This is a genomic window from Streptomyces sp. NPDC001536, from assembly GCF_042894505.1.
In the GTDB taxonomy this organism is placed as follows: domain Bacteria; phylum Actinomycetota; class Actinomycetes; order Streptomycetales; family Streptomycetaceae; genus Streptomyces.
The window spans coordinates 67,431-83,986 of record NZ_JBIAVQ010000018.1 but is presented as its reverse complement, the minus strand read 5'-3'; the positions used below and the strand labels follow the sequence as shown (position 1 = coordinate 83,986).

15 protein-coding genes and 2 pseudogenes are annotated in these 16,556 nt (G+C 69.6%); 7 read left to right on the top strand and 10 right to left on the bottom strand.

Annotated features, from left to right (window positions below):
* The first annotated feature begins 58 nt into the window (after nt 1-58).
* From ACFY0U_RS37905 to ACFY0U_RS37895, 3 genes and pseudogenes are all read left to right on the top strand, one after another.
* Nucleotides 59-1,285, top strand: a complete 1,227-nt coding sequence (locus ACFY0U_RS37905) for an acyl-CoA dehydrogenase family protein (RefSeq protein WP_388643825.1) — start codon at nt 59-61, stop codon at nt 1,283-1,285.
* A gap of 165 nt (nt 1,286-1,450) precedes the next feature.
* Nucleotides 1,451-1,915, top strand: a complete 465-nt coding sequence (locus ACFY0U_RS37900) for a MarR family winged helix-turn-helix transcriptional regulator (protein ID WP_388643822.1) — start codon at nt 1,451-1,453, stop codon at nt 1,913-1,915.
* Nucleotides 1,916-2,013: 98 nt separating this feature from the next.
* Nucleotides 2,014-2,156, top strand: a pseudogene (locus ACFY0U_RS37895) (IS3 family transposase); the annotation flags it as partial.
* A 252-nt stretch (nt 2,157-2,408) separates the two neighbouring features.
* On the opposite strand, the gene ACFY0U_RS37890 reads toward ACFY0U_RS37895, so the two are convergent.
* From ACFY0U_RS37890 to ACFY0U_RS37875, 4 genes are all read right to left on the bottom strand, one after another.
* On the bottom strand, nt 2,409-3,212 hold the full coding sequence (locus tag ACFY0U_RS37890; RefSeq protein ID WP_388643820.1) for a hypothetical protein: 804 nt from the start codon (nt 3,210-3,212) through the stop codon (nt 2,409-2,411).
* A gap of 279 nt (nt 3,213-3,491) precedes the next feature.
* Complete coding sequence (locus tag ACFY0U_RS37885; protein WP_388643817.1) at nt 3,492-4,208, bottom strand: GAF and ANTAR domain-containing protein; 717 nt, start codon at nt 4,206-4,208, stop codon at nt 3,492-3,494.
* 226 nt (nt 4,209-4,434) lie between these two features.
* Complete coding sequence (locus tag ACFY0U_RS37880) at nt 4,435-5,091, bottom strand: hypothetical protein (RefSeq protein ID WP_388643814.1); 657 nt, start codon at nt 5,089-5,091, stop codon at nt 4,435-4,437.
* Nucleotides 5,088-5,513: an STAS domain-containing protein gene (locus ACFY0U_RS37875; RefSeq protein ID WP_388643811.1), complete on the bottom strand. Its 426-nt coding sequence runs from the start codon at nt 5,511-5,513 to the stop codon at nt 5,088-5,090. Before ACFY0U_RS37875 ends, ACFY0U_RS37880 begins: the two co-directional genes overlap by 4 nt.
* Before the next feature lie 668 nt (nt 5,514-6,181).
* Between ACFY0U_RS37875 and ACFY0U_RS37870 the strand changes: the two genes are divergently transcribed.
* Nucleotides 6,182-6,715 carry a hypothetical protein gene (locus ACFY0U_RS37870; protein ID WP_388643809.1) on the top strand — a complete coding sequence of 178 codons (534 nt, stop codon included), beginning with the start codon at nt 6,182-6,184 and terminating at the stop codon, nt 6,713-6,715.
* Nucleotides 6,716-6,841: 126 nt separating this feature from the next.
* Here ACFY0U_RS37870 and ACFY0U_RS37865 read toward each other — a convergent pair whose 3' ends face one another.
* Nucleotides 6,842-6,967, bottom strand: a complete 126-nt coding sequence (locus tag ACFY0U_RS37865; protein ID WP_388643806.1) for a hypothetical protein — start codon at nt 6,965-6,967, stop codon at nt 6,842-6,844.
* A 167-nt stretch (nt 6,968-7,134) separates the two neighbouring features.
* Between ACFY0U_RS37865 and ACFY0U_RS37860 the strand changes: the two genes are divergently transcribed.
* The gene (locus ACFY0U_RS37860) at nt 7,135-7,962 is read left to right on the top strand and encodes an NAD(P)H-binding protein (protein WP_388643804.1); all 828 of its coding nucleotides are present in this window, start codon (nt 7,135-7,137) and stop codon (nt 7,960-7,962) included.
* 25 nt (nt 7,963-7,987) lie between these two features.
* Here the strand turns inward: ACFY0U_RS37860 and ACFY0U_RS37855 are convergent.
* A pseudogene (locus ACFY0U_RS37855) lies at nt 7,988-8,146 on the bottom strand (IS5/IS1182 family transposase); the annotation flags it as partial.
* 297 nt (nt 8,147-8,443) lie between these two features.
* Between ACFY0U_RS37855 and ACFY0U_RS37850 the strand changes: the two are divergent.
* Nucleotides 8,444-8,704 (top strand): three-helix bundle dimerization domain-containing protein, encoded by a 261-nt coding sequence (locus ACFY0U_RS37850; protein ID WP_388643802.1) that lies wholly within the window; start codon nt 8,444-8,446, stop codon nt 8,702-8,704.
* A 236-nt stretch (nt 8,705-8,940) separates the two neighbouring features.
* Here ACFY0U_RS37850 and ACFY0U_RS37845 read toward each other — a convergent pair whose 3' ends face one another.
* The 3 genes from ACFY0U_RS37845 to ACFY0U_RS37835 are packed head-to-tail and all read right to left on the bottom strand — an operon-like array spanning nt 8,941 to nt 11,595.
* The gene (locus tag ACFY0U_RS37845) at nt 8,941-9,954 is read right to left on the bottom strand and encodes an NAD(P)/FAD-dependent oxidoreductase (RefSeq protein ID WP_388643799.1); all 1,014 of its coding nucleotides are present in this window, start codon (nt 9,952-9,954) and stop codon (nt 8,941-8,943) included.
* On the bottom strand, nt 9,951-10,490 hold the full coding sequence (locus ACFY0U_RS37840; RefSeq protein ID WP_388643798.1) for an isoprenylcysteine carboxyl methyltransferase family protein: 540 nt from the start codon (nt 10,488-10,490) through the stop codon (nt 9,951-9,953). Before ACFY0U_RS37840 ends, ACFY0U_RS37845 begins: the two co-directional genes overlap by 4 nt.
* Nucleotides 10,491-10,527: 37 nt before the next feature.
* Nucleotides 10,528-11,595 carry a type III polyketide synthase gene (locus tag ACFY0U_RS37835; RefSeq protein ID WP_388643795.1) on the bottom strand — a complete coding sequence of 356 codons (1,068 nt, stop codon included), beginning with the start codon at nt 11,593-11,595 and terminating at the stop codon, nt 10,528-10,530.
* A gap of 148 nt (nt 11,596-11,743) precedes the next feature.
* Between ACFY0U_RS37835 and ACFY0U_RS37830 the strand changes: the two genes are divergently transcribed.
* The gene (locus ACFY0U_RS37830; protein WP_388643794.1) at nt 11,744-12,613 is read left to right on the top strand and encodes a UbiA family prenyltransferase; all 870 of its coding nucleotides are present in this window, start codon (nt 11,744-11,746) and stop codon (nt 12,611-12,613) included.
* A gap of 547 nt (nt 12,614-13,160) precedes the next feature.
* Here the strand turns inward: ACFY0U_RS37830 and ACFY0U_RS37825 are convergent.
* The gene (locus tag ACFY0U_RS37825) at nt 13,161-16,487 is read right to left on the bottom strand and encodes a S8 family serine peptidase (RefSeq protein WP_388643793.1); all 3,327 of its coding nucleotides are present in this window, start codon (nt 16,485-16,487) and stop codon (nt 13,161-13,163) included.
* Nucleotides 16,488-16,556: the final 69 nt, after the last annotated feature.

Genomic DNA, 16,556 nt, shown 5'->3' with positions numbered 1-16,556 from the left:
AACCTCCAAAATAGATTGTCGAACGAATGATACGCAGTACTAATGATATCTTCCACGCATGACTTCGACTCCCATACGCCAGATCGACCGGCTCTACCACGAGCTCCTGGCCCCCAAAGAGACACAGTCCGTCCGCGCTGCCGTGCGCCGGATCGCAGAGCAGGAAGTGGCTCCGCACGCCGTGGCGATCGCGGGGGGCGACGAGCGCACGGACGGCTTCCCCCGGCACGTGTTTGACGGGCTGGCGTCGGCGGGGGTCTTCCGGATCCCCTTCCCCAGCGAGGTCGGCGGCGACGGTCTGACCCACCCGGCGACCGCCACCGCCGCGGCCATCGAGGAACTGGCCTACTACTCCAGCAGCGTCGCGGCCGTCTTCGATGTGCACTGCATCCTGGCGGGCAACGCCCTGCGGCAGGGCACGGAGGAGCAACAGCAGCGCTGGCTGCGAAAGGTCGCGGAGGGCTCAGTGGTCGGCGCGTTCGCCACCACCGAGCCGGACGCCTCAAGTGACCTGTCCCCGCAGGCGGTTCAGACCGAGGCGATACGCACCGAGGCCGGCTGGGTGCTGAACGGCCACAAGCGGTGGATCTCCAACTCGCCCGTCGCCGGGTTCGTGGTGGTTCTCGCCCGCACCGGCACCCGGCTGAGCATGTTCATCGTCGACACGGCACTTCCCGGTGTGGAAGTCGGCCTTCCCGACCGCAAGATGGGCAACCGCGGCCAGCTCACCGCGGACATCCGCTTCACGGATGTGCACCTGACCGACGACGACCTCCTCGGTGGCTCCGAGGGACACGGACTGCGTCATGCGCTGTCCACTCTGACCTACGGCCGGATCGGCATCGCGGCTGCCGGGGTCGGCATGGCGCAGGCCGCCTTCGACCACACAGTGGCCCACCTGTCGACGCGACACGCCTTCGGCAAGCCGGTGGCCGCCAACCAGCACTGGCAGTTCCTGCTCGCCGAACGGGCCACCGAGATCGAGAACGCCCGCACCCTGTACACCAAGGCCGCCCTGCGCCTGGACGCGGGCAACCCGTCCCCGGAGCCCGAGGCCGCGATGGCGAAGTACTACGCCACCAAGTTGTCGGTGGACATGGCGCGCGACGCCGTCCAGGCCTTCGGAGGCCTCGGCTTCGCCCGCGAACTGGGTGCCGACGGCAGCCCCGGCCCCGTCGAGGCGATCTACCGGGACAGCAAGATCGGCGAGATCTATGAGGGTACCAACGAGATCCAGAAGTGGGTCATAGCCCGGCAGATCTTCGGTCGGGCCATCGTCGGCTGACCGCCCAGGACACGCCGGTGCAGTAAGCAGACTGGCAGTGGGGCATCCCGTCGGCCTTCAGCGGTCCCGCCGCCTCGGGCTTTCTCGTACGATGGACTGGACCATACGTATGACTAACCATGGGCGGGATAAACGATGTCCGAGGCTCCGCTGGTACCAGGGACAGTGGCCGAACACACCATCTGTCTGCTGGTCAAGCTCGGGCAGGTGGCGTTCAGGATCGCTGAGGACGGTATCGGCGGGACCGGTCTGCGAGTGCGGCACTACAGCGTCCTGCAAGCTCTTGCGGACAACGGCGCCATGCCGCAACTGGCACTTGGTTCATTCCTGCGCATCGACCCGGCGACGATGGTGACGACTCTCGACGACCTGGAGCGCACCGGATACGCCGAGCGGACGCGGGATCCACAGGATCGTCGCCGCTACGCCGTGGACATCACCGCCGAAGGCCGCAAGGTTCTTGCCGACCTCAACCGCACACTCGTCGATCTCGACGGTGAAGTCCTCGCAGACCTGGGTGCCACGGAACGAGACTCGCTTCACGCCCTGCTGGGCAGCCTCGCGGGAAGTCCCACTCTGACCTCCCTGTTCGACGCCACCCGGGAGCAGAATGGAGCGAGACGGGCTTAGCGGCTTGGGGGATCGCACCTGGGTGCGGCGGTACGCCCCGGTTCTGGCAAAGTCCCGGAAGGGCGGCCGTCGAGGTCGCACGGGGCCTGGCCCCCGTGATGAAGGTCTACGTGCCCGAGTTGAAGGCTGACGCGGTCGCGCTGAACCTGTCGGACCCGAGCCATACCTTCGAGGGCAAAACCTGGGGATCAGCCGGGTGGCGCTGCGCAACTGGGTGCGGGCCGAGCGGGCCCGCCAAGGTGAGGGTGGCACGACGAGCGCGAACACGAAGGATGTCCCGGTGAGCGAGGCCACGAGGCAGGAACTGGAGGCCGAGATTGCGGGAACCGCTGCCAGTCATTGAGGACCACCACCGCGCCTGGGGCGTGAATCGGTTGTGCACTGTGCTGGAGGTCGCCCGGTCCAGCTTCTACAAGTGGCGGGCCAGCCATGCGGCCCGCGCCTCGCGTGAGCGGGCGGACGCGGCGCTTACATGAAACGACTACTTGACCGATCACCGGCCTCGGCGTCCCGTGTCCTGCTCCACGGCCCAGGTCCGCAGCCGGGTTACGGCCTCTTCCCGTGACAGCGGGCCGCGTTCGAGATGCAGATCTTGCAGATAGCGAGTGGCCGCACCGATCAGTGGGCCTGGGGGTATGCCGAGCAGCTCCATGATCGCCTTACCGTCCAGAGCCACCGGTACGTTGGGGAGCCTTCTGTATTTCTCGAGTTCCGCAGCGGCACGCGCTGTGCTCTCATGCTCTGCCAGCTGCTCCTGATGCCACTCGTCGTAGGCTGCCGCCCATCGAGCCCTCCGGCCGGCCGACTGCCAGCCGTCCATGTCCTGTTCCCAGCCAAGCCCCACTTCCCGGAACAGGTCGTGGAATTCCGTCTCTTCGGAGCTGCTCGGAACGACATCGAGGAGGGCGAGCGCGGCATTGATCGGCCAGTCTTCCCGTGGACCGGTGAAGTCCGAGGTATGGGCCGGACCCCACACCTTCGCGCCGGTTCGCCACACGGCAGCGGTCTGGTATCCGTCTCCTCCGTGGAACTCTGCCTCCACACAGGCGATCGGACCGCCCCGGGACCAGTAGCTCAAGGTCTGCTCGAGGGCTGGGGACATCACCGTGAAAAGTTGACCAGGCCCGGCGCCATCGTGACCGGCAAGCAGACCAGTCAGCTCCTCGAGGAGCTGTTTGGTGACGGGCACCAGCCCCAAGCGCCGGCGGAGCGGGGCGACAACCGCTTCCCGAATCCCGCCAGTCCGGCTCCTGAGCAGGTCGAAACTTCCCATGACGGCGTTGAGCTCGTACGGCATTCCCGCAGGGTAGCCGCACAGCCGCTCGATCTTAGAGCGCCCTGAGGGAGGCGCCATTTCAGGCGCTTGCTGGTGGGGCGGCCGTCCCGGCGGAAGCGCGGGGTCGCACGGCGGATGAGCATACGCAGTGGTGCAGGCACGGTGTGAGGGTGAACGGCTCGTCGCATGTGGGTAGTTCGCATGCCGGTTCCTCGTCGTTCGGTGACCGGTCAGTCGGCGTCGGCGTGTTCGGCCTGTGCTTTGGTGGGGGGTGGTGCGCTGGAGTTCGGTCGCGGGTGGTCAGACGATCAGGCCGTTGAGAGGTTCGGTGCCGTCGATGAAGGTCCGGGCGAGGTCGGACAGACGGCGGTTGTGGGCGCGGGCGTAGGCCCGCAGCGCGGAGAAGGCCTGTTCCATGTCGATGTCGAGGCGTTCGGCGAGTCTGCCCTTGGCCTGTTCAATCAGTAGGCGGCTGTTGAGCGCGGTCTGCAGCTGTTCGTTGAGGATCGTGCTCTGGTGAGTGTCGCGTTGTTGCAGGAGGCTGATGGTGGCGACGTCGGCCACGGCCTGGGCGACGAGTGTGGCTGCCGCATCGAAGGGACCGGCGTCGGAACGGAAGAGGTTCAAGGCGCCGACGACCTCGTTCCGCAGGCGCATCGGCACGGCCTGGACTGCCGCGAACCCGCCCTGGTGAGCTTGCGCGGCGAAGCGCGGCCAGCGGTGGATCTCCGTGGTCACGTCGGGGACAGAGATCAGCGCGCGGGTGCGGAAACATTCCAGGCAAGGGCCTTCGTCGTGCTGGAGCTCGAAGAGCTCCAGCAGGCGCACCTGTTCGCTGGAGGCTGCCATCATCTGGAGTTCGCCGTTCTGGTCGGCGAGCAGTACCCCGGCCGCACTCACACCGAGCATGCCGACACAACGGTCGGTCAGCAGGCACAGGAAGTCCATCAGATCGAAGTCGGTGACCAGGTTGTCGGCCAGTTCGACGAATGTCTTGGAAAGTAGCTGCTGATCCATCGTGCGCACCTTCGCGTGGGGACTGGCCTGCGCCGGGGAAGACGGGCTGCGTCATCAGGTGTCATCGTGGCTCTGGTCCTGGTTGCTCTGATCCTGGTTCGTGTCCGCGGGCCGAGCGTCAGGCTCTGGATCCCGGCCGGCCAGCCCAGGCCTCACAGGGCACACCTGCCGCCCGTCGCTCAACCACTGGTCCTCACTCGCGTGCCTCCTCCTGGTTCTGCTGTGGTCACTGAATCCGTGCATGGTGCGCGAGGTCTTCCGGCTCCACCGGCGTCCGTTCTCCGAGGGGAAGGACCAGGGCCCGCAGCACCGTGGGGCCCGGTGACCGGTAGACCATGCCGATGTCGCGCCATCCTCGTGACCGGAACCCGGCACAGGCCGCACGATGGGTCCGGTCCACCAGGGTTGCGCCGAGCAGAGCCCGGTGGTCGGCAAGCAGCTGCTCCTGCAGAGTGTCGGCCAGGCCGTGGTGCCGCTCGGAGGGACGGACCACTATCCCGCTGACGGCGAAGACCTGTCCGGCCGTGGTGAACTGCTCGACGTCCCGCGGGAGCGGTTTACGCAGTCCGTTCCACCAGGACCCGTCACGCGGCACGGCGAATCCGAACGCGCACCCCACCAAGTCCGGTGCCTGCGCGGTCAGCATGGCGAACCCCGGTCGCCAGGTGTCACGTGTGAGACGGCGCAGGAAGTCCTTCCGGCGGTGGTACTCCCAGCCGGGTGCCGTGGCGCAGGATTCCGCGTACAGGTCCGCCAAGTCCTCCCGCACGCCCTCGGCCTGCCAGCGGTTGAGACGGCGCAGGCTCAGGGGTGTCCTGCGCGGGACGGGCCGCCGGTGGTCTGCGCGTTGCCGCGGGCCGCTCGGCCCGGGTGGGGCCGTCACAGCACACCGCCCGGGAGAGCTGACAGAGCCGGAGGGAGCCGGTACGCGGCCTGGTCCATGGGGGAGAGCCACGGAGACGGCCGGCTCCCGGCGAAGGCGTCCGGGAGGGCGAGGAAGAGGGAGCCGGATCCGGTGAGGGCGATGAGCCGCTCCAACGCCGGGCTGGGGTGGTGCAGTTGCAGAGACCCTCCGGCCGCGGTGGTGCGCGACAAGGCGTAGAGGAAGGCGTTGAGGCCGCTGCAGTCGCAGAAGCTCACGGCGGTGACATCGACGTCGATGGCGTGGATGCCGTCGCGCAGACACCGTTCCAGGGACGCGTATACCAGCGGCGCCGAATTCAGGTCGATTTCACCGGTCAGGGTGACCAGCGCCCGGTTGGCGGTGTCGTGCCGGTGAACGCTGAGGGTAGCTGGGCTGCTCATGGGGGTGCCTCGGTTCACGAGACCGTGCCGGGCTCCCGGTACGGTCGTACGGTCGTGCGGGCAGGTGAATGACCGATCCAGCAGCCGGTGTTCCGGGGCGTTGGACCCAGCCGGTTCCTTCGGGGATGCGCGGGGCGAGGGGACGAGCGATCCGCTCGCCCCAGGCACGTGCGCCAAGCAGCGGTGGCCCGCCGGGGTCTGGGACGTCCGTGCCCAGCGTAGTCGTGAGGACGGTCCCGCGGTCGGCCCGGGAGAGGGGTACCACGATGTTTACACGGTGGTGATCGGGGGCTCCGATGCCGCCCCGCCCTGCCGCCCTCGACATCTGCCGGCCAAGCGATACGACCGCCTGGTCAACCTCCCGCCGGAGGCCAGCCGTAGGCGCACTGTCCGCACGGTCCGGGGCGGCACCTGGCTGCCTGGTGAGGCCCGAGCACCTGGCAGGAGCTCAGTTGCTCTGCTCCAGGGAGGCGCGCGTTGCACGCAGGGCTCGACAGCAGGGATGTGCCATGCCCGGGTTCGGCGGCGGAGCGCATCGAGCGCACCGTGACGTGATTCTTCCGTCGGCCGGTGGCCGCCCGTGGTGAGTGCCACCCCGAGGTGACCGACGGTATCTCTGGCCCGCCTTGCGGACCGGCTCCCCCGGGAGACCGTGTACGGGCGTCCTGATGCTGGCCCTCACCGGTTCTGTGCTGCTCGTCGTCGACGTGGTGCTCGGCCGGGTCGAGGGGGATCGCGGGCAGTGTGACGCTGTTGGTGTGCGGCGGTCTGTGGGTGGTGTTGCCGCAGTTCGTCAGGCGGCACACCGCACGGTTCGAGGCCCGGGCCGTTTCGAAGCCGCCGGCCGGATGGGGCTGAGTGCTTGCGTCAGCACAGAGCCGCCGCGGTTGGCCGGTGTGGTTCACCTACCGGATTTCCTGCGGCGGCTGTGCTTCCCGCGGGGAGGACAGTGTGGCCGGGGCGTACGTCGACATGTGCAGCAGCCGTTCGGTGATCTCCCGGAACTGCCTCGGCTCGACCCGTATTTGCTCGCTCTGCGCTTCGGTGTTCTGGCCCTGTCAGCCAGATCGCAGGGGCTGCTGCTCTGTGAGGGTGTTCGTGAAGTGGGCGGCGATTACGAGGTCGCGCGGATTGGCGTGGTGGGGTCCGAGGGAGTAGTACAGGCACAGATCTGGCGATCACGGAGTTGCGACGCTCTGTGATCACTGAAGCCTGGGCCTGCGCTTCCGTCCTGGCTGACCGGAGCTCTTTCAGCTTCGACGGCTACGGGGCTGCTCCTTGGCGTCGTACTCCTGCCGGGCCTGCTCCACCTTGCCCAGGTTGACCGATCAGTCGGCGAGTGCTGCGAACAGCGGCGCCAGGCTGCGTTCCAGCTCCACAAACCGATGCCGCCCGTATTCATGGAGCGCCCACAGAATCGGAGTGGTCCAGCGGCTGAAGACGATGTCGACCACCGGCGCGATCGGGCACGCCTACTCGGGGGCGATGTCGCAACGAGCCGCCGGAGTCGTGTTGTGGGTCACAGTGAGCCCTTCTTTCCATTACTTTCCTTTAGGTACCTACTATCCCCGTGCCGGTAGCTTCCGTTGGGCCCACAGAGGACTCGTCAACGGGAGCGAACATGATTGTTGTTACTGGAGCAACGGGCAACGTCGGACAGCCGCTGGTGCGGGCGCTCGTCACGGCCGGTGAACAGGTGACGGCGGTGTCGCGAGGGATCTCCGCACGGGACATGCCGGCGGGGGTACGGCATCATCAGGCCGACCTGGCCGAGCCGGAAAGCCTCGCGCCCGCGCTCGACGGCGCCCACGCACTGTTCCTGCTGACCTCGGGCGACTTCGTATCGTCCGGCGGCAGCGTCAGCGACGTCCTCGATGTCGCGCGGGCGGGCGGGATCGGCCGGGTTGTCCTGCTGTCCTCCCAGGGAGTAGCCACGGGAAGCCACCCCTCGACACTGGAGGACCCCGTCACGGAATCGGATCTGGAATGGACACTGCTGCGACCGGGAGGTTTTGACTCCAACACGTTGCAGTGGGCCGAGATGATCCGCGCGCAGCGGATGGTTGGCGCGCCGTTCGGTGACGTCGCGCTGCCGACCATCGACCCGGCCGACATCGCCGAGGTCGCCGCCGTGGCATTGCGGGACGTCGGCCACGTCGGCAGGGCGTATGAGCTGACCGGGCCGGCGCCGATCTCACCTCGGCAGCAGGCGACGGCGATCGCCGACGCGCTGGGCGAGCCGGTGCGATTCGTCGAGCAAAGCCGCGCGGAGGCTCAGGCACAGATGCTGCAATTCATGCCCGAGCCGATCGTGGAAGCCACCCTTGACATCCTGGGCACGCCGAAAGCCGCTGAGCAGCGGGTGAGCCCCGACGTCGAGCAGGTCCTCGGCCGCCCGCCCCGCACTTTCGCCGAGTGGGCTGCGCGCAACGTCGCAGCCTTCAAATAGAGAGGTCGCGCAGGTAAGCATGTGCTCATGGGCGGCGGTTCGGGCGTTCGTCCCAGCGGTGGGTCGTCCATGCCCGACGGATCAGGCTGCGCACGGTGATGATGGTGTCGGCCAGGTCGAAGAAGGCGTCGATGACAGTGGCCCGGCGTTCGCAGCAGCGGGCGAGGCGGTGAAAGGCGTTTTGCCGGGTTCCCCGGCCGGCGCCGATCAGTCGCGTAAATCCCGCACCGGAGTCGGCATCTTCCTCCTCGCCAGAGCTGCTGATGCTGTGAACGAGGCACCCGGGACTGGTGACATCGCGAGCCCTCGGCCGCCCGGCCCGCGGGCCGGGCGATCCGAGATGGCGAGTCGATGAACAGATCTCGTGGGCCGTTCCACGGACACGATCCGTGCAAGTGTGGGGAGTAGACAGGTCGGCACCGAGCACCCGGACACTGAACGGATGCCGCGGTCGGCCATCTGCGACAGTGAGGAGCGCCCCATGGGCGCGAACACGCCCGAAGCGGCGGTACCCGACACCATTCAGGAGCTGACGGACCGACTGACGGCCTCCTACGCCCACCTGCTGACGGCTGCGACCGTGCGGGACGTGGTGCAGGACTGCTACCAGCCACTCAGCAAAGCCCGTATCCCCAACTACGTGCCGATCCTCGTCGAGCACAACAGCCGCACCAAGCTGCGGCAACTCGCCCGGAGTTCCGATGGCACGGTTCTCCTTGGTGGGCACTCCGACGGGATATGAGGCCACTCCACCACAGGGCCCTACCGAAGGGTTCAAGTCGCCCTGACCCGCTCGGCACAGGCACGGCGCTCACAGCAGGACACTTGGCACATAGGCCCGCTCGAACAGCTGCTGAACGGTCTTGAGGAGCACTCGAACCTCCGATGTTGTGACCCGCCTCTGGCGACCTTCGCCGACGCGGAGAGCGCGCACACGGTTGGTTCTATTTGCTTTCAGTATGAAACGGGGGGTGGCTGCTATTGCAGTGCGTAGACCGCGGCTGAGAACAGCGGAGGCATCCGGGAAGCTGCGGGGACGATGAGGCGGGCGGTGCCGGGACGGCGGCTTGCGGCCAGCAGGGCCCCGGTCAGTAGTCGGTGGCGTCGGGTCAGCCGGGTCCAGGCGCGTTCGTACTCGTCCGCTCGCCCGGCGGCCAGGCAGCGGACGGCGGCGCCGGCCGTCGCCAGCGAGAGGGCGATGCCCTCACCGGTGAGGGCATCCAGGTAGCCCGCGGCGTCGCCGACGAGCAGGACACGGCCGCAGGTTCTGCGCCGCACCCGCTGCCGCAGTGGTCCGGCGCCGCGTACCTCCGTCGCGGCCGGACCGCGCAGTGACGCGGTGAGGGCCGGGAAGCCGGCCAGGTGCTCGTCGTATCCGCGACGGCTGCGGCTGAGGACCGCGACGCCCACCAGGTCGTCGCCGACCGGTGTCACATAGGCCTCGCCGTGCCCGGACCAGTGGACCTCCACGAAGTCGGTCCACGGCTCGACGCGGTAGTGGCGGCGCAGTCCGTAACGGCCGTGGGGGCGGCCCGGCAGTTCCAGCCCCAGACCGCGGCGCACCGGGGAGTGCAGGCCGTCGGCTGCGATCAGCCAACGGGCCGTGGTGCCCGCGGCGGTGACCGTGTCCGCGCTCTGGTGCACCTCGCCGACCTTGCCCGGCAGCATGCGCACGCCGAGGTCGAGAGCGCGGCGGTGCAGCGCGGAGTGCAGCGTCGTACGCCGGATTCCCAGACCGTTGCCGCCACGGAAGGACGCGTCGGCGCGGGTGGTGCCGTCCAGGTAGCGGATGCCGCGCAGTTCGCGACCGGTGACCTCAACTCCCAGTGCGCGCAGCGTGGCAACACCACTGGGCATGACGCCTTCCCCGCAAGCCTTGTCCACGGGCCCGGTGCGGGGTTCGACGACGACGGCCTCCAAGCCGGCGAGCGCGGCGTGGATGGCGGCGGCCAGACCGGCCGGTCCGCCACCGGCCACCAGTACGTCGATCACGCCGGAGCGGGCGCGGTCGGCGTGGTCGCGGCGGTCAGCGCCCGGTTCTCGCAGCGGATGCGCACGGTGAGCAGAGCGGCGTTGAGTACCGTGAACACGGCCGCGGTGACCCAGGCGGTGTGCACCAGCGGCAGGGCCACGCCCTCGGCGACGACGGCCACATAGTTCGGATGCCGCAGCCACCGCCACCGGTAGGGGCCGCCCGTCACCAGCGGCAGGCCGGGTACGACGATCACCCGGGTGTTCCACCGGGGCCCCAGGGTGTGGATGCACCACCACCGCAGCGCCTGGGCTCCCGCCAGCACGGCCAGCATGGGCCAGCCCAGGGCTGGTACGAAGGGCCGGTCGGCCAGCCACACTTCGGCCGGGCAGGCGGCGAGCAGGCCCGTGTGGAGGGCGACCATGGCTGGGTAGTGGCCCTGTCCGGTCTCGGTCGCGCCGCGGGCGGTGCTCCACTGTTCGTTACGGCGGGCGACGACGAGCTCGGCGACGCGCTCGACGGCGACGGCGGCCACCAGCAGTCCGTACCAGATCATGTGTCCTTAAGTCCTTCGTGTCCTTCGGCGGGATGAACTACCAGCGCAGCAGGACGAGTTCGCAGGCGAAGCCGGGCCCCATGGCCAGCAGTACACCTGGGGTGCCCGGTGGCGGGCGGCGTTGGGCCAGGGTGTCGCGCAGTACGTGGAGCACCGATGACGAGGACAGGTTGCCGACGTCGGCCAGGTGATGCCAGGTCACATCGAGTGCGTCGTCGGGCAGGTCGAGAGTTTCGGTGACGGCCTCGAGGACCTTGGGGCCACCGGGATGGCACACCCAGGCGGTCACGTCCTTCGGCTTGATCCCGTGGTCGCCGAGGAACCCCTCGACGTCATCGGCGAGGTAACGGCGTACGACATCGGGGACCTGTGGGTCGAGGACGATCTTGAATCCGGTGTCCTTGATGTCCCAGCCCATGACGCGTTCGGTGTCCGGATACAGGTGGCTGCGGGTGTCCACGATCGTCGGGCCGGCGATCTCGTCCGGGTGGCCCGGACGCTGGGCACCGCGGGCGACGACCGCGGCGGCGCCGTCACCGAACAGACCAGTGGCGACCAGGTTGGCCATGGAGGCGTCGTTGCGCTGGAAGGTGAGTGAGCACAGTTCGACCGACAGCAGCACCGCCACCTGGTCGGGCCGGCCCAGCAGGTAGTCGTGCATACGGGCCAGGCCGGCGGCACCGCCGGCACAGCCCAGCCCGAACAGGGGCAGCCGTTTGACGTCCGGCCGCAGTCCGAGGCGGCCGACCAGGCGTGCGTCGATGGAGGGGATGGCGATACCGGTGACGGAGGTGAAGATCAGCAGGTCCACGTCGGCCGCGGACAGACCGGCCATGCGCAGTGCGTCTCGAACGGCCTTGGCGCCCAGGTCGGTGGCGGCGGCGACGAAGACGTCGTTGGCGGCGCCGAATCCGTCCAGTTCTCCGTACTGTTCGAGCGGCAGTGTTATATGGCGCGAGTGGACCTTCGCGCTGCGGTGCAGCCGGTCCAGGACGCGGCGGTCGCCGCCCTGCGGCAGGCAGGTGCGGGCCACCATGTCGGTGATCTCGGACTGGGTGCGACGGTGCGGTGCGAGGACACCGTGAACGGCGGCGATCCGCGTCATGTGGTTCCCGTCCGGTGACCGACTGGGGCGAGTTGCTTCCCACGTGTTCCCCGGGCCGTGACTTCGACACCATGGATCGCCCGTCCGGCCCTGCGTCCCGGGGCGCGTGCTCGAGCCGGGCGGGGCCTGGGCGCCTACGATCGGCCGGGTGGGCACTCCCGAGCAGTCGACGGCCGACGGCCCGGCCGCGAGCTGGGCCGGCCGGTTGAGTGGCCTGGCCGGATCGTGCCATCCCGGACCTGTCGTGGCGGTCACCGCCTTGATGGCCGCTCTGGCCGGCACCGCCGGCCAGAGCGCCGCCCGTAGTGTCCTGACCGCTGCCGCCGTGCTGACCGGGCAGTTGTCCGTCGGCTGGTGCAACGACGCGTTCGACGCGCGCCGGGACATCGCCGCCGGCCGCCACGGCAAACCCGTCGTCGACGGCACCGTCGGTGTCACGGAGGTGTGGGTGGCCGCGTACGCCGCGCTGGCCCTGTGCGTACCGCTGTCGTTCGCCTGTGGCCTGTGGGCGGGCGCCGTTCACCTGACCGGGGTGGCGGCCGCGTGGGCGTACGACCTGCGACTCAAGTCGACAGCATGGTCCTGGGCGCCGTACGCGGTGGGTTTCGCCGCGCTCCCGGCGTTCGTGGCACTGGGGCTGCCGGGGCAGCCGGGGCCGGCCTGGTGGGTCGTCACCGCCGGGGCGTTGCTGGGGGTCGGCGCCCATCTGGGCGATGTGCTGCCCGACATCCGCGGTGATCTGGCCACGGGCGTGCGGGGATGGCCGCACCGGCTGGGCCCGCACCGCGCGCGGCTGCTGCTGCCGGTGCCGCTGGTGGCCGCGTCCGCGGTGCTGGCGCTGGGGCCGGCCGGACCACCCGGCGGATGGGGAATTGCGGCACTCGCGGTGGTCGGCCTGGTCGCGGTGGCGGGGACGGTGTTGGGACGCCGGAGGGAGCGAGCGGCGTTCGCGGCGGCGGTCGTCGTGGCGGTGGTGGACGTGGCGTTGCTGGTGCTGCGCGGCACCGGGATCGCCTGACCGGGCCGCGACCACGGCACGGCCGACAAAGCTGCCGCTTACCGCATGGCCGTCCAGGCGTCAGTGATGACTGGCTGTCCCAGTCTCTGTGCGAGCCACTGCGCAGACACTGAGTCGTGATCGCAACGGAGCCGTCACGGCCGGTGAAGGGGCTGTTCGTCAACGAAAGCTGGACGTTGACTGGAGGTGTTCAACGCGGTCGTCACCCATTCGGCATGACAACCGGCTTGGGGCCGGGCGGCCTGAACACCACGCGATGGACGGGTCCGTGCGGGCCACGAGCAGCCCACGGTCTGATCGGTCGCCACGACCCGGTCGAGATCAGTGACAGGGCGGACCCGCCGAGCCGACGGGCAGAGCGCTTCCGACCGAGCCCACGGACAAGACCGCACCGACGGACCCCATGGTCAGGACCGGTCCCACGGAGCCGATCGACGACACGGAATCGCGGGACCACAACGACAGCACCAAACCAGTAGAGCTACAACCGATCGACTGTTCGGACAGACTTCATGGGGTCATCCTGCCAACGTGCTTGTGCGACCACCTACTTGGTGGTCCGGTAGGCCCGATGGATCGTCTGCTTCAGGGTGTTGCCGTCCGCGTCCGTGAGGGTCGCGCGCAGGGAGACCGTGCCCGCCTTCGGCGGGTGGCGCAGGTCGAGGCGCTTGCCGTCGACCACCTTCGCCGGGTGCCAGGTCCGGCCGTCGTCGTACGAGACGGAGAAGGCCAGGTTGCGGGCGGTGCGCGCGGTGGCCGCGCCCTCGACCGTGAACGGGACAGAGAAACGCGTACCCGCCTTGGCCGTGCTCTCCGTGGACAGCCGGGGCGTGAAGCGGACCACCGACAGCGGCAGCCGCTGCCCGGCACCGGTGACGTGCGCGGAGGCGAAGGTCCACTCGGCGGTGACCCGGGTGGAGACCGACGAGAGGGAGGTGGGGCGGGAGACGTCCGTCGTCAGGCGGTACGTGCGCTTGGCGGCGGGGAGTTCGTACGAGACCCCTGCCAGGTCGGTGTCCGCGGCGAAGATCTTCGTGCCGCCCGCGTAGAGGGTGCTCCTGGCCTTGCTGTAACGGGAGTCGCCCACGTGCCCGGCGCCGTCGGAGAAGAGCGGAAGGTACGCCATGAAGGTGTCACCGACGCGGACCGCGCCCGGACGGTCCTCGTTGCCGGTCAGCGGGCCCGTGAGGTGCGGGCCGAGGACGCCGGTGTTGAAGCGCTCGGTGTACTGCTTGCCCGCGCTGTACGCCCGGGGGTTCGCGGTCCACTGGCCGGCGTCGTACACGGTTTCGCCGTCCGCGTCCGTGCCACTCGTCTGCCAGAGGGCGTACCGCCATTTCACGCCCGGCAGGACGTACTCGGTGAGGGTGGCGGGCAGGGAGAACTCGGTCGGGTGGAAGTCGAGCCAGAAGCCGTCCCCCGGTGTGAGGGGCGCGGCGACGAGCGACCCCTTCTTGCCCTTGGCGGGCGCACCGGCGGGGATGCTGACCTTGGCGAACTGCGAGCGCTTCAGGTTCGCGGTGAATCCGGACAGATCGCCGGTACGGTTCATCGCCGGCCGGTAGTGCGTACTGCCGTGCGTCCAGGTGCCGTTGTACTGCGCGAACGCCTCGTTCGCGGGCAGCCGGGCGCCGAACTGCCCGACCCGCAGCTTGGCGAAGCCGCCCATGTAGTACGTGCTGACGCTCCGGTTCCCGTCGATGTCGAACCCGTAGTTGAGGGTGGCGTCGGTGTGCTTGGCCTTGGCGTCCGGCACGGTGATCCGGACCGGCTTGGCCTTGCGGGCGTCCATGACGAGGGTGGTCTCACGGGTGAGCGAGAACTTCGGGTTGAGGAGGAGGGCCAGGTCCCCGGACTCGGGGGTCGCGCCCGTGTCGATCCGGCCTTCGAGGTTGTACCGGCCCCTGGGCAGCCGCACGGTGAACTCGCCGTCCGTGTCGTCCGAGTAGTCGTTCCAGATCTGGTTGTCCAGCCCCTGCACCCCGGTCTGGGACCGCCCGGTGGGCTTCCCCGTGAGGTCGAGGTGCTTGACGGTCAGGTTGTACGACTCGACCTCGCGCTGTACGCCGACACCGGTCCGCACGGTCGTGCCCGCCCCGTCCGTCGCGGTGACCGAGCCGCCGAAGCCGCCGTCGGCCGTGCCCGCGCCGCTGTCGACGGTGACCTGGGCGGTCGCGGTGGCGCCCGCCGGAACCGTGAGCTGCTTCGGCGAGACCTCGAACATGCCCTCGGCGGCGGGCTTTCCGTCCTCGCCGTACGCCTCGGTGGTGAGGTCGAGGATGAGGGGGTGGTCGCCGTCGTTGCGGTAGGTGACCGTCTTGGTGACCGGCTTGTCGTCGGTGTGCGGCCACTGCTGGGCGGGGAAGCCGAGGGCGGCCGGGTTTGTGGTGAGTTGCTGGTCGAGGGCTCGGGGGAGATCGGTACGGCCCGTGCCCTGCGCGAACGCCGAGACACCGGCGGTCGGCTTGGCGGATGCGGTGAGCGCGGCCTTGATACGCTCTCCGGTCCAGTCGGGGTGGCGCTGGGCGAGGATCGCGGCGGCGCCCGCGACATGCGGGGTCGCCATCGACGTACCGCTCATCGAGACGTAGCCGTCGGCGGCCGGGTCGCCCTCCGTGCCCTGGGCGGCCTTCGCGGCGACGATGTCGACGCCGGGGGCGGTGAGGTCGGGCTTGAGGGAACCGTCCGCTGTCGGGCCGCGGCTGGAGAACTCGGCCATGGCGTCGGTGCGGTCCACCGCGCCGACGGTGAGCGCGGCGGCGGCGCTGCCCGGCGAACCGACGGTGCCGGCGGCGGGGCCCTCGTTGCCGGCGGCGACCACGAAGAGAGCGCCGGAGGAGGCGGACAGGTCGTTCACGGCCTGTTCGAGGGGATCGTCACCGGGGCTGTCGGGACCGCCCAGGCTGAGGTTGATCACCTTGGCGCCCTGGGCGATGGCCCACTGCGCACCGGCGATGATCCCGGACTCCTCGCCGTAGCCGCTGTCGTCGAGCACCTTGCCGCTGATCAGCCGGGCGCCCGGTGCGACCCCCTTGTACGTGCCCCCGGAGTGCGCGCCGGCCCCCGCGACCGTGGACGCCACATGCGTGCCGTGACCTACCCGGTCGACGGTGTCCGCCGACTCGGAGAAGTTCTTCGCCGTGTCGATACGGCCCTTCAGATCCGGGTGCGTGTCGTCGACCCCGGTGTCCAGCACGGCGACCTTGACGCCCGTGCCGTCGTACCCGGCCGCCCATGCCTCGGGGGCGCCGATCTGGGCGGTGCTCTTGTCGAGGGCTGCCTCGACCTTGCCGTCCAGCCAGATGTTCTCGACCCGGTCGGCGGCGGCCGACCTCTCCCGCGCCGTCCCCCCGCTGCCGGTGAGCGTCTCCCACAGGTCGGCGCCCTCGGACTTACGGGCTTTCAGCGCGTCCCCGTTGACGCTGGGCAGGTCCCGGCTGACCCGGGCTCCGGCGGCGGACAGCGTGCTCGGTGCGAGGGTGCGGCCCTTGGCGTACGTCACGATCAGCGGGAGGTCGGGGCGGGCCGCGTCGTCGTATCCCCACTTGACCAGCTGCGTCACGTCGAACAGCCGCCGGTCGGCGGTGCCGTTCGCGAGCAGCCGCTCGGCGTCGCGCGGGACGACGTAGGTGCGGTCGGCGTTCCGCGCTATTCGGAAGGCGGTGCCTTCCCGGCCCTTGCCGGGCCGCACACCGGTGACCTGCCCGGTGGCGTCGAGGGTGACCCGGTCACCGGTGACGAGGGTGACGGTCCTGGCCTTGGCGAGGGCGCCGGCCGTACCCGCCGTACCGCTGTCGGACGGTGCGGCTCCGGATTCCGGGGCGGCTAGCAGGGCGGCGGCGGTGACCACGGCGAGAGCGGAAGCCTCGCCCACTCGCCTCTTACGGTGTTTCAAGGCATGCCTTTCTCTCCGGACTTTCGGGCATGGCGAAGCAGCCCGGCG

What these genes read in the sequence shown, in the direction of transcription:
- ACFY0U_RS37905 (WP_388643825.1), top strand. Translation starts at nt 59, where the DNA reads ATGACTTCGACTCCCATACGCCAGATCGACCGGCTCTACCACGAGCTC.
- ACFY0U_RS37890 (WP_388643820.1), bottom strand. Translation starts at nt 3,212, where the DNA reads ATGCCGTACGAGCTCAACGCCGTCATGGGAAGTTTCGACCTGCTCAGG.
- ACFY0U_RS37885 (WP_388643817.1), bottom strand. Translation starts at nt 4,208, where the DNA reads ATGGATCAGCAGCTACTTTCCAAGACATTCGTCGAACTGGCCGACAAC.
- ACFY0U_RS37875 (WP_388643811.1), bottom strand. Translation starts at nt 5,513, where the DNA reads ATGAGCAGCCCAGCTACCCTCAGCGTTCACCGGCACGACACCGCCAAC.
- ACFY0U_RS37870 (WP_388643809.1), top strand. Translation starts at nt 6,182, where the DNA reads ATGCTGGCCCTCACCGGTTCTGTGCTGCTCGTCGTCGACGTGGTGCTC.
- ACFY0U_RS37860 (WP_388643804.1), top strand. Translation starts at nt 7,135, where the DNA reads ATGATTGTTGTTACTGGAGCAACGGGCAACGTCGGACAGCCGCTGGTG.
- ACFY0U_RS37850 (WP_388643802.1), top strand. Translation starts at nt 8,444, where the DNA reads ATGGGCGCGAACACGCCCGAAGCGGCGGTACCCGACACCATTCAGGAG.
- ACFY0U_RS37840 (WP_388643798.1), bottom strand. Translation starts at nt 10,490, where the DNA reads ATGATCTGGTACGGACTGCTGGTGGCCGCCGTCGCCGTCGAGCGCGTC.
- ACFY0U_RS37835 (WP_388643795.1), bottom strand. Translation starts at nt 11,595, where the DNA reads ATGACGCGGATCGCCGCCGTTCACGGTGTCCTCGCACCGCACCGTCGC.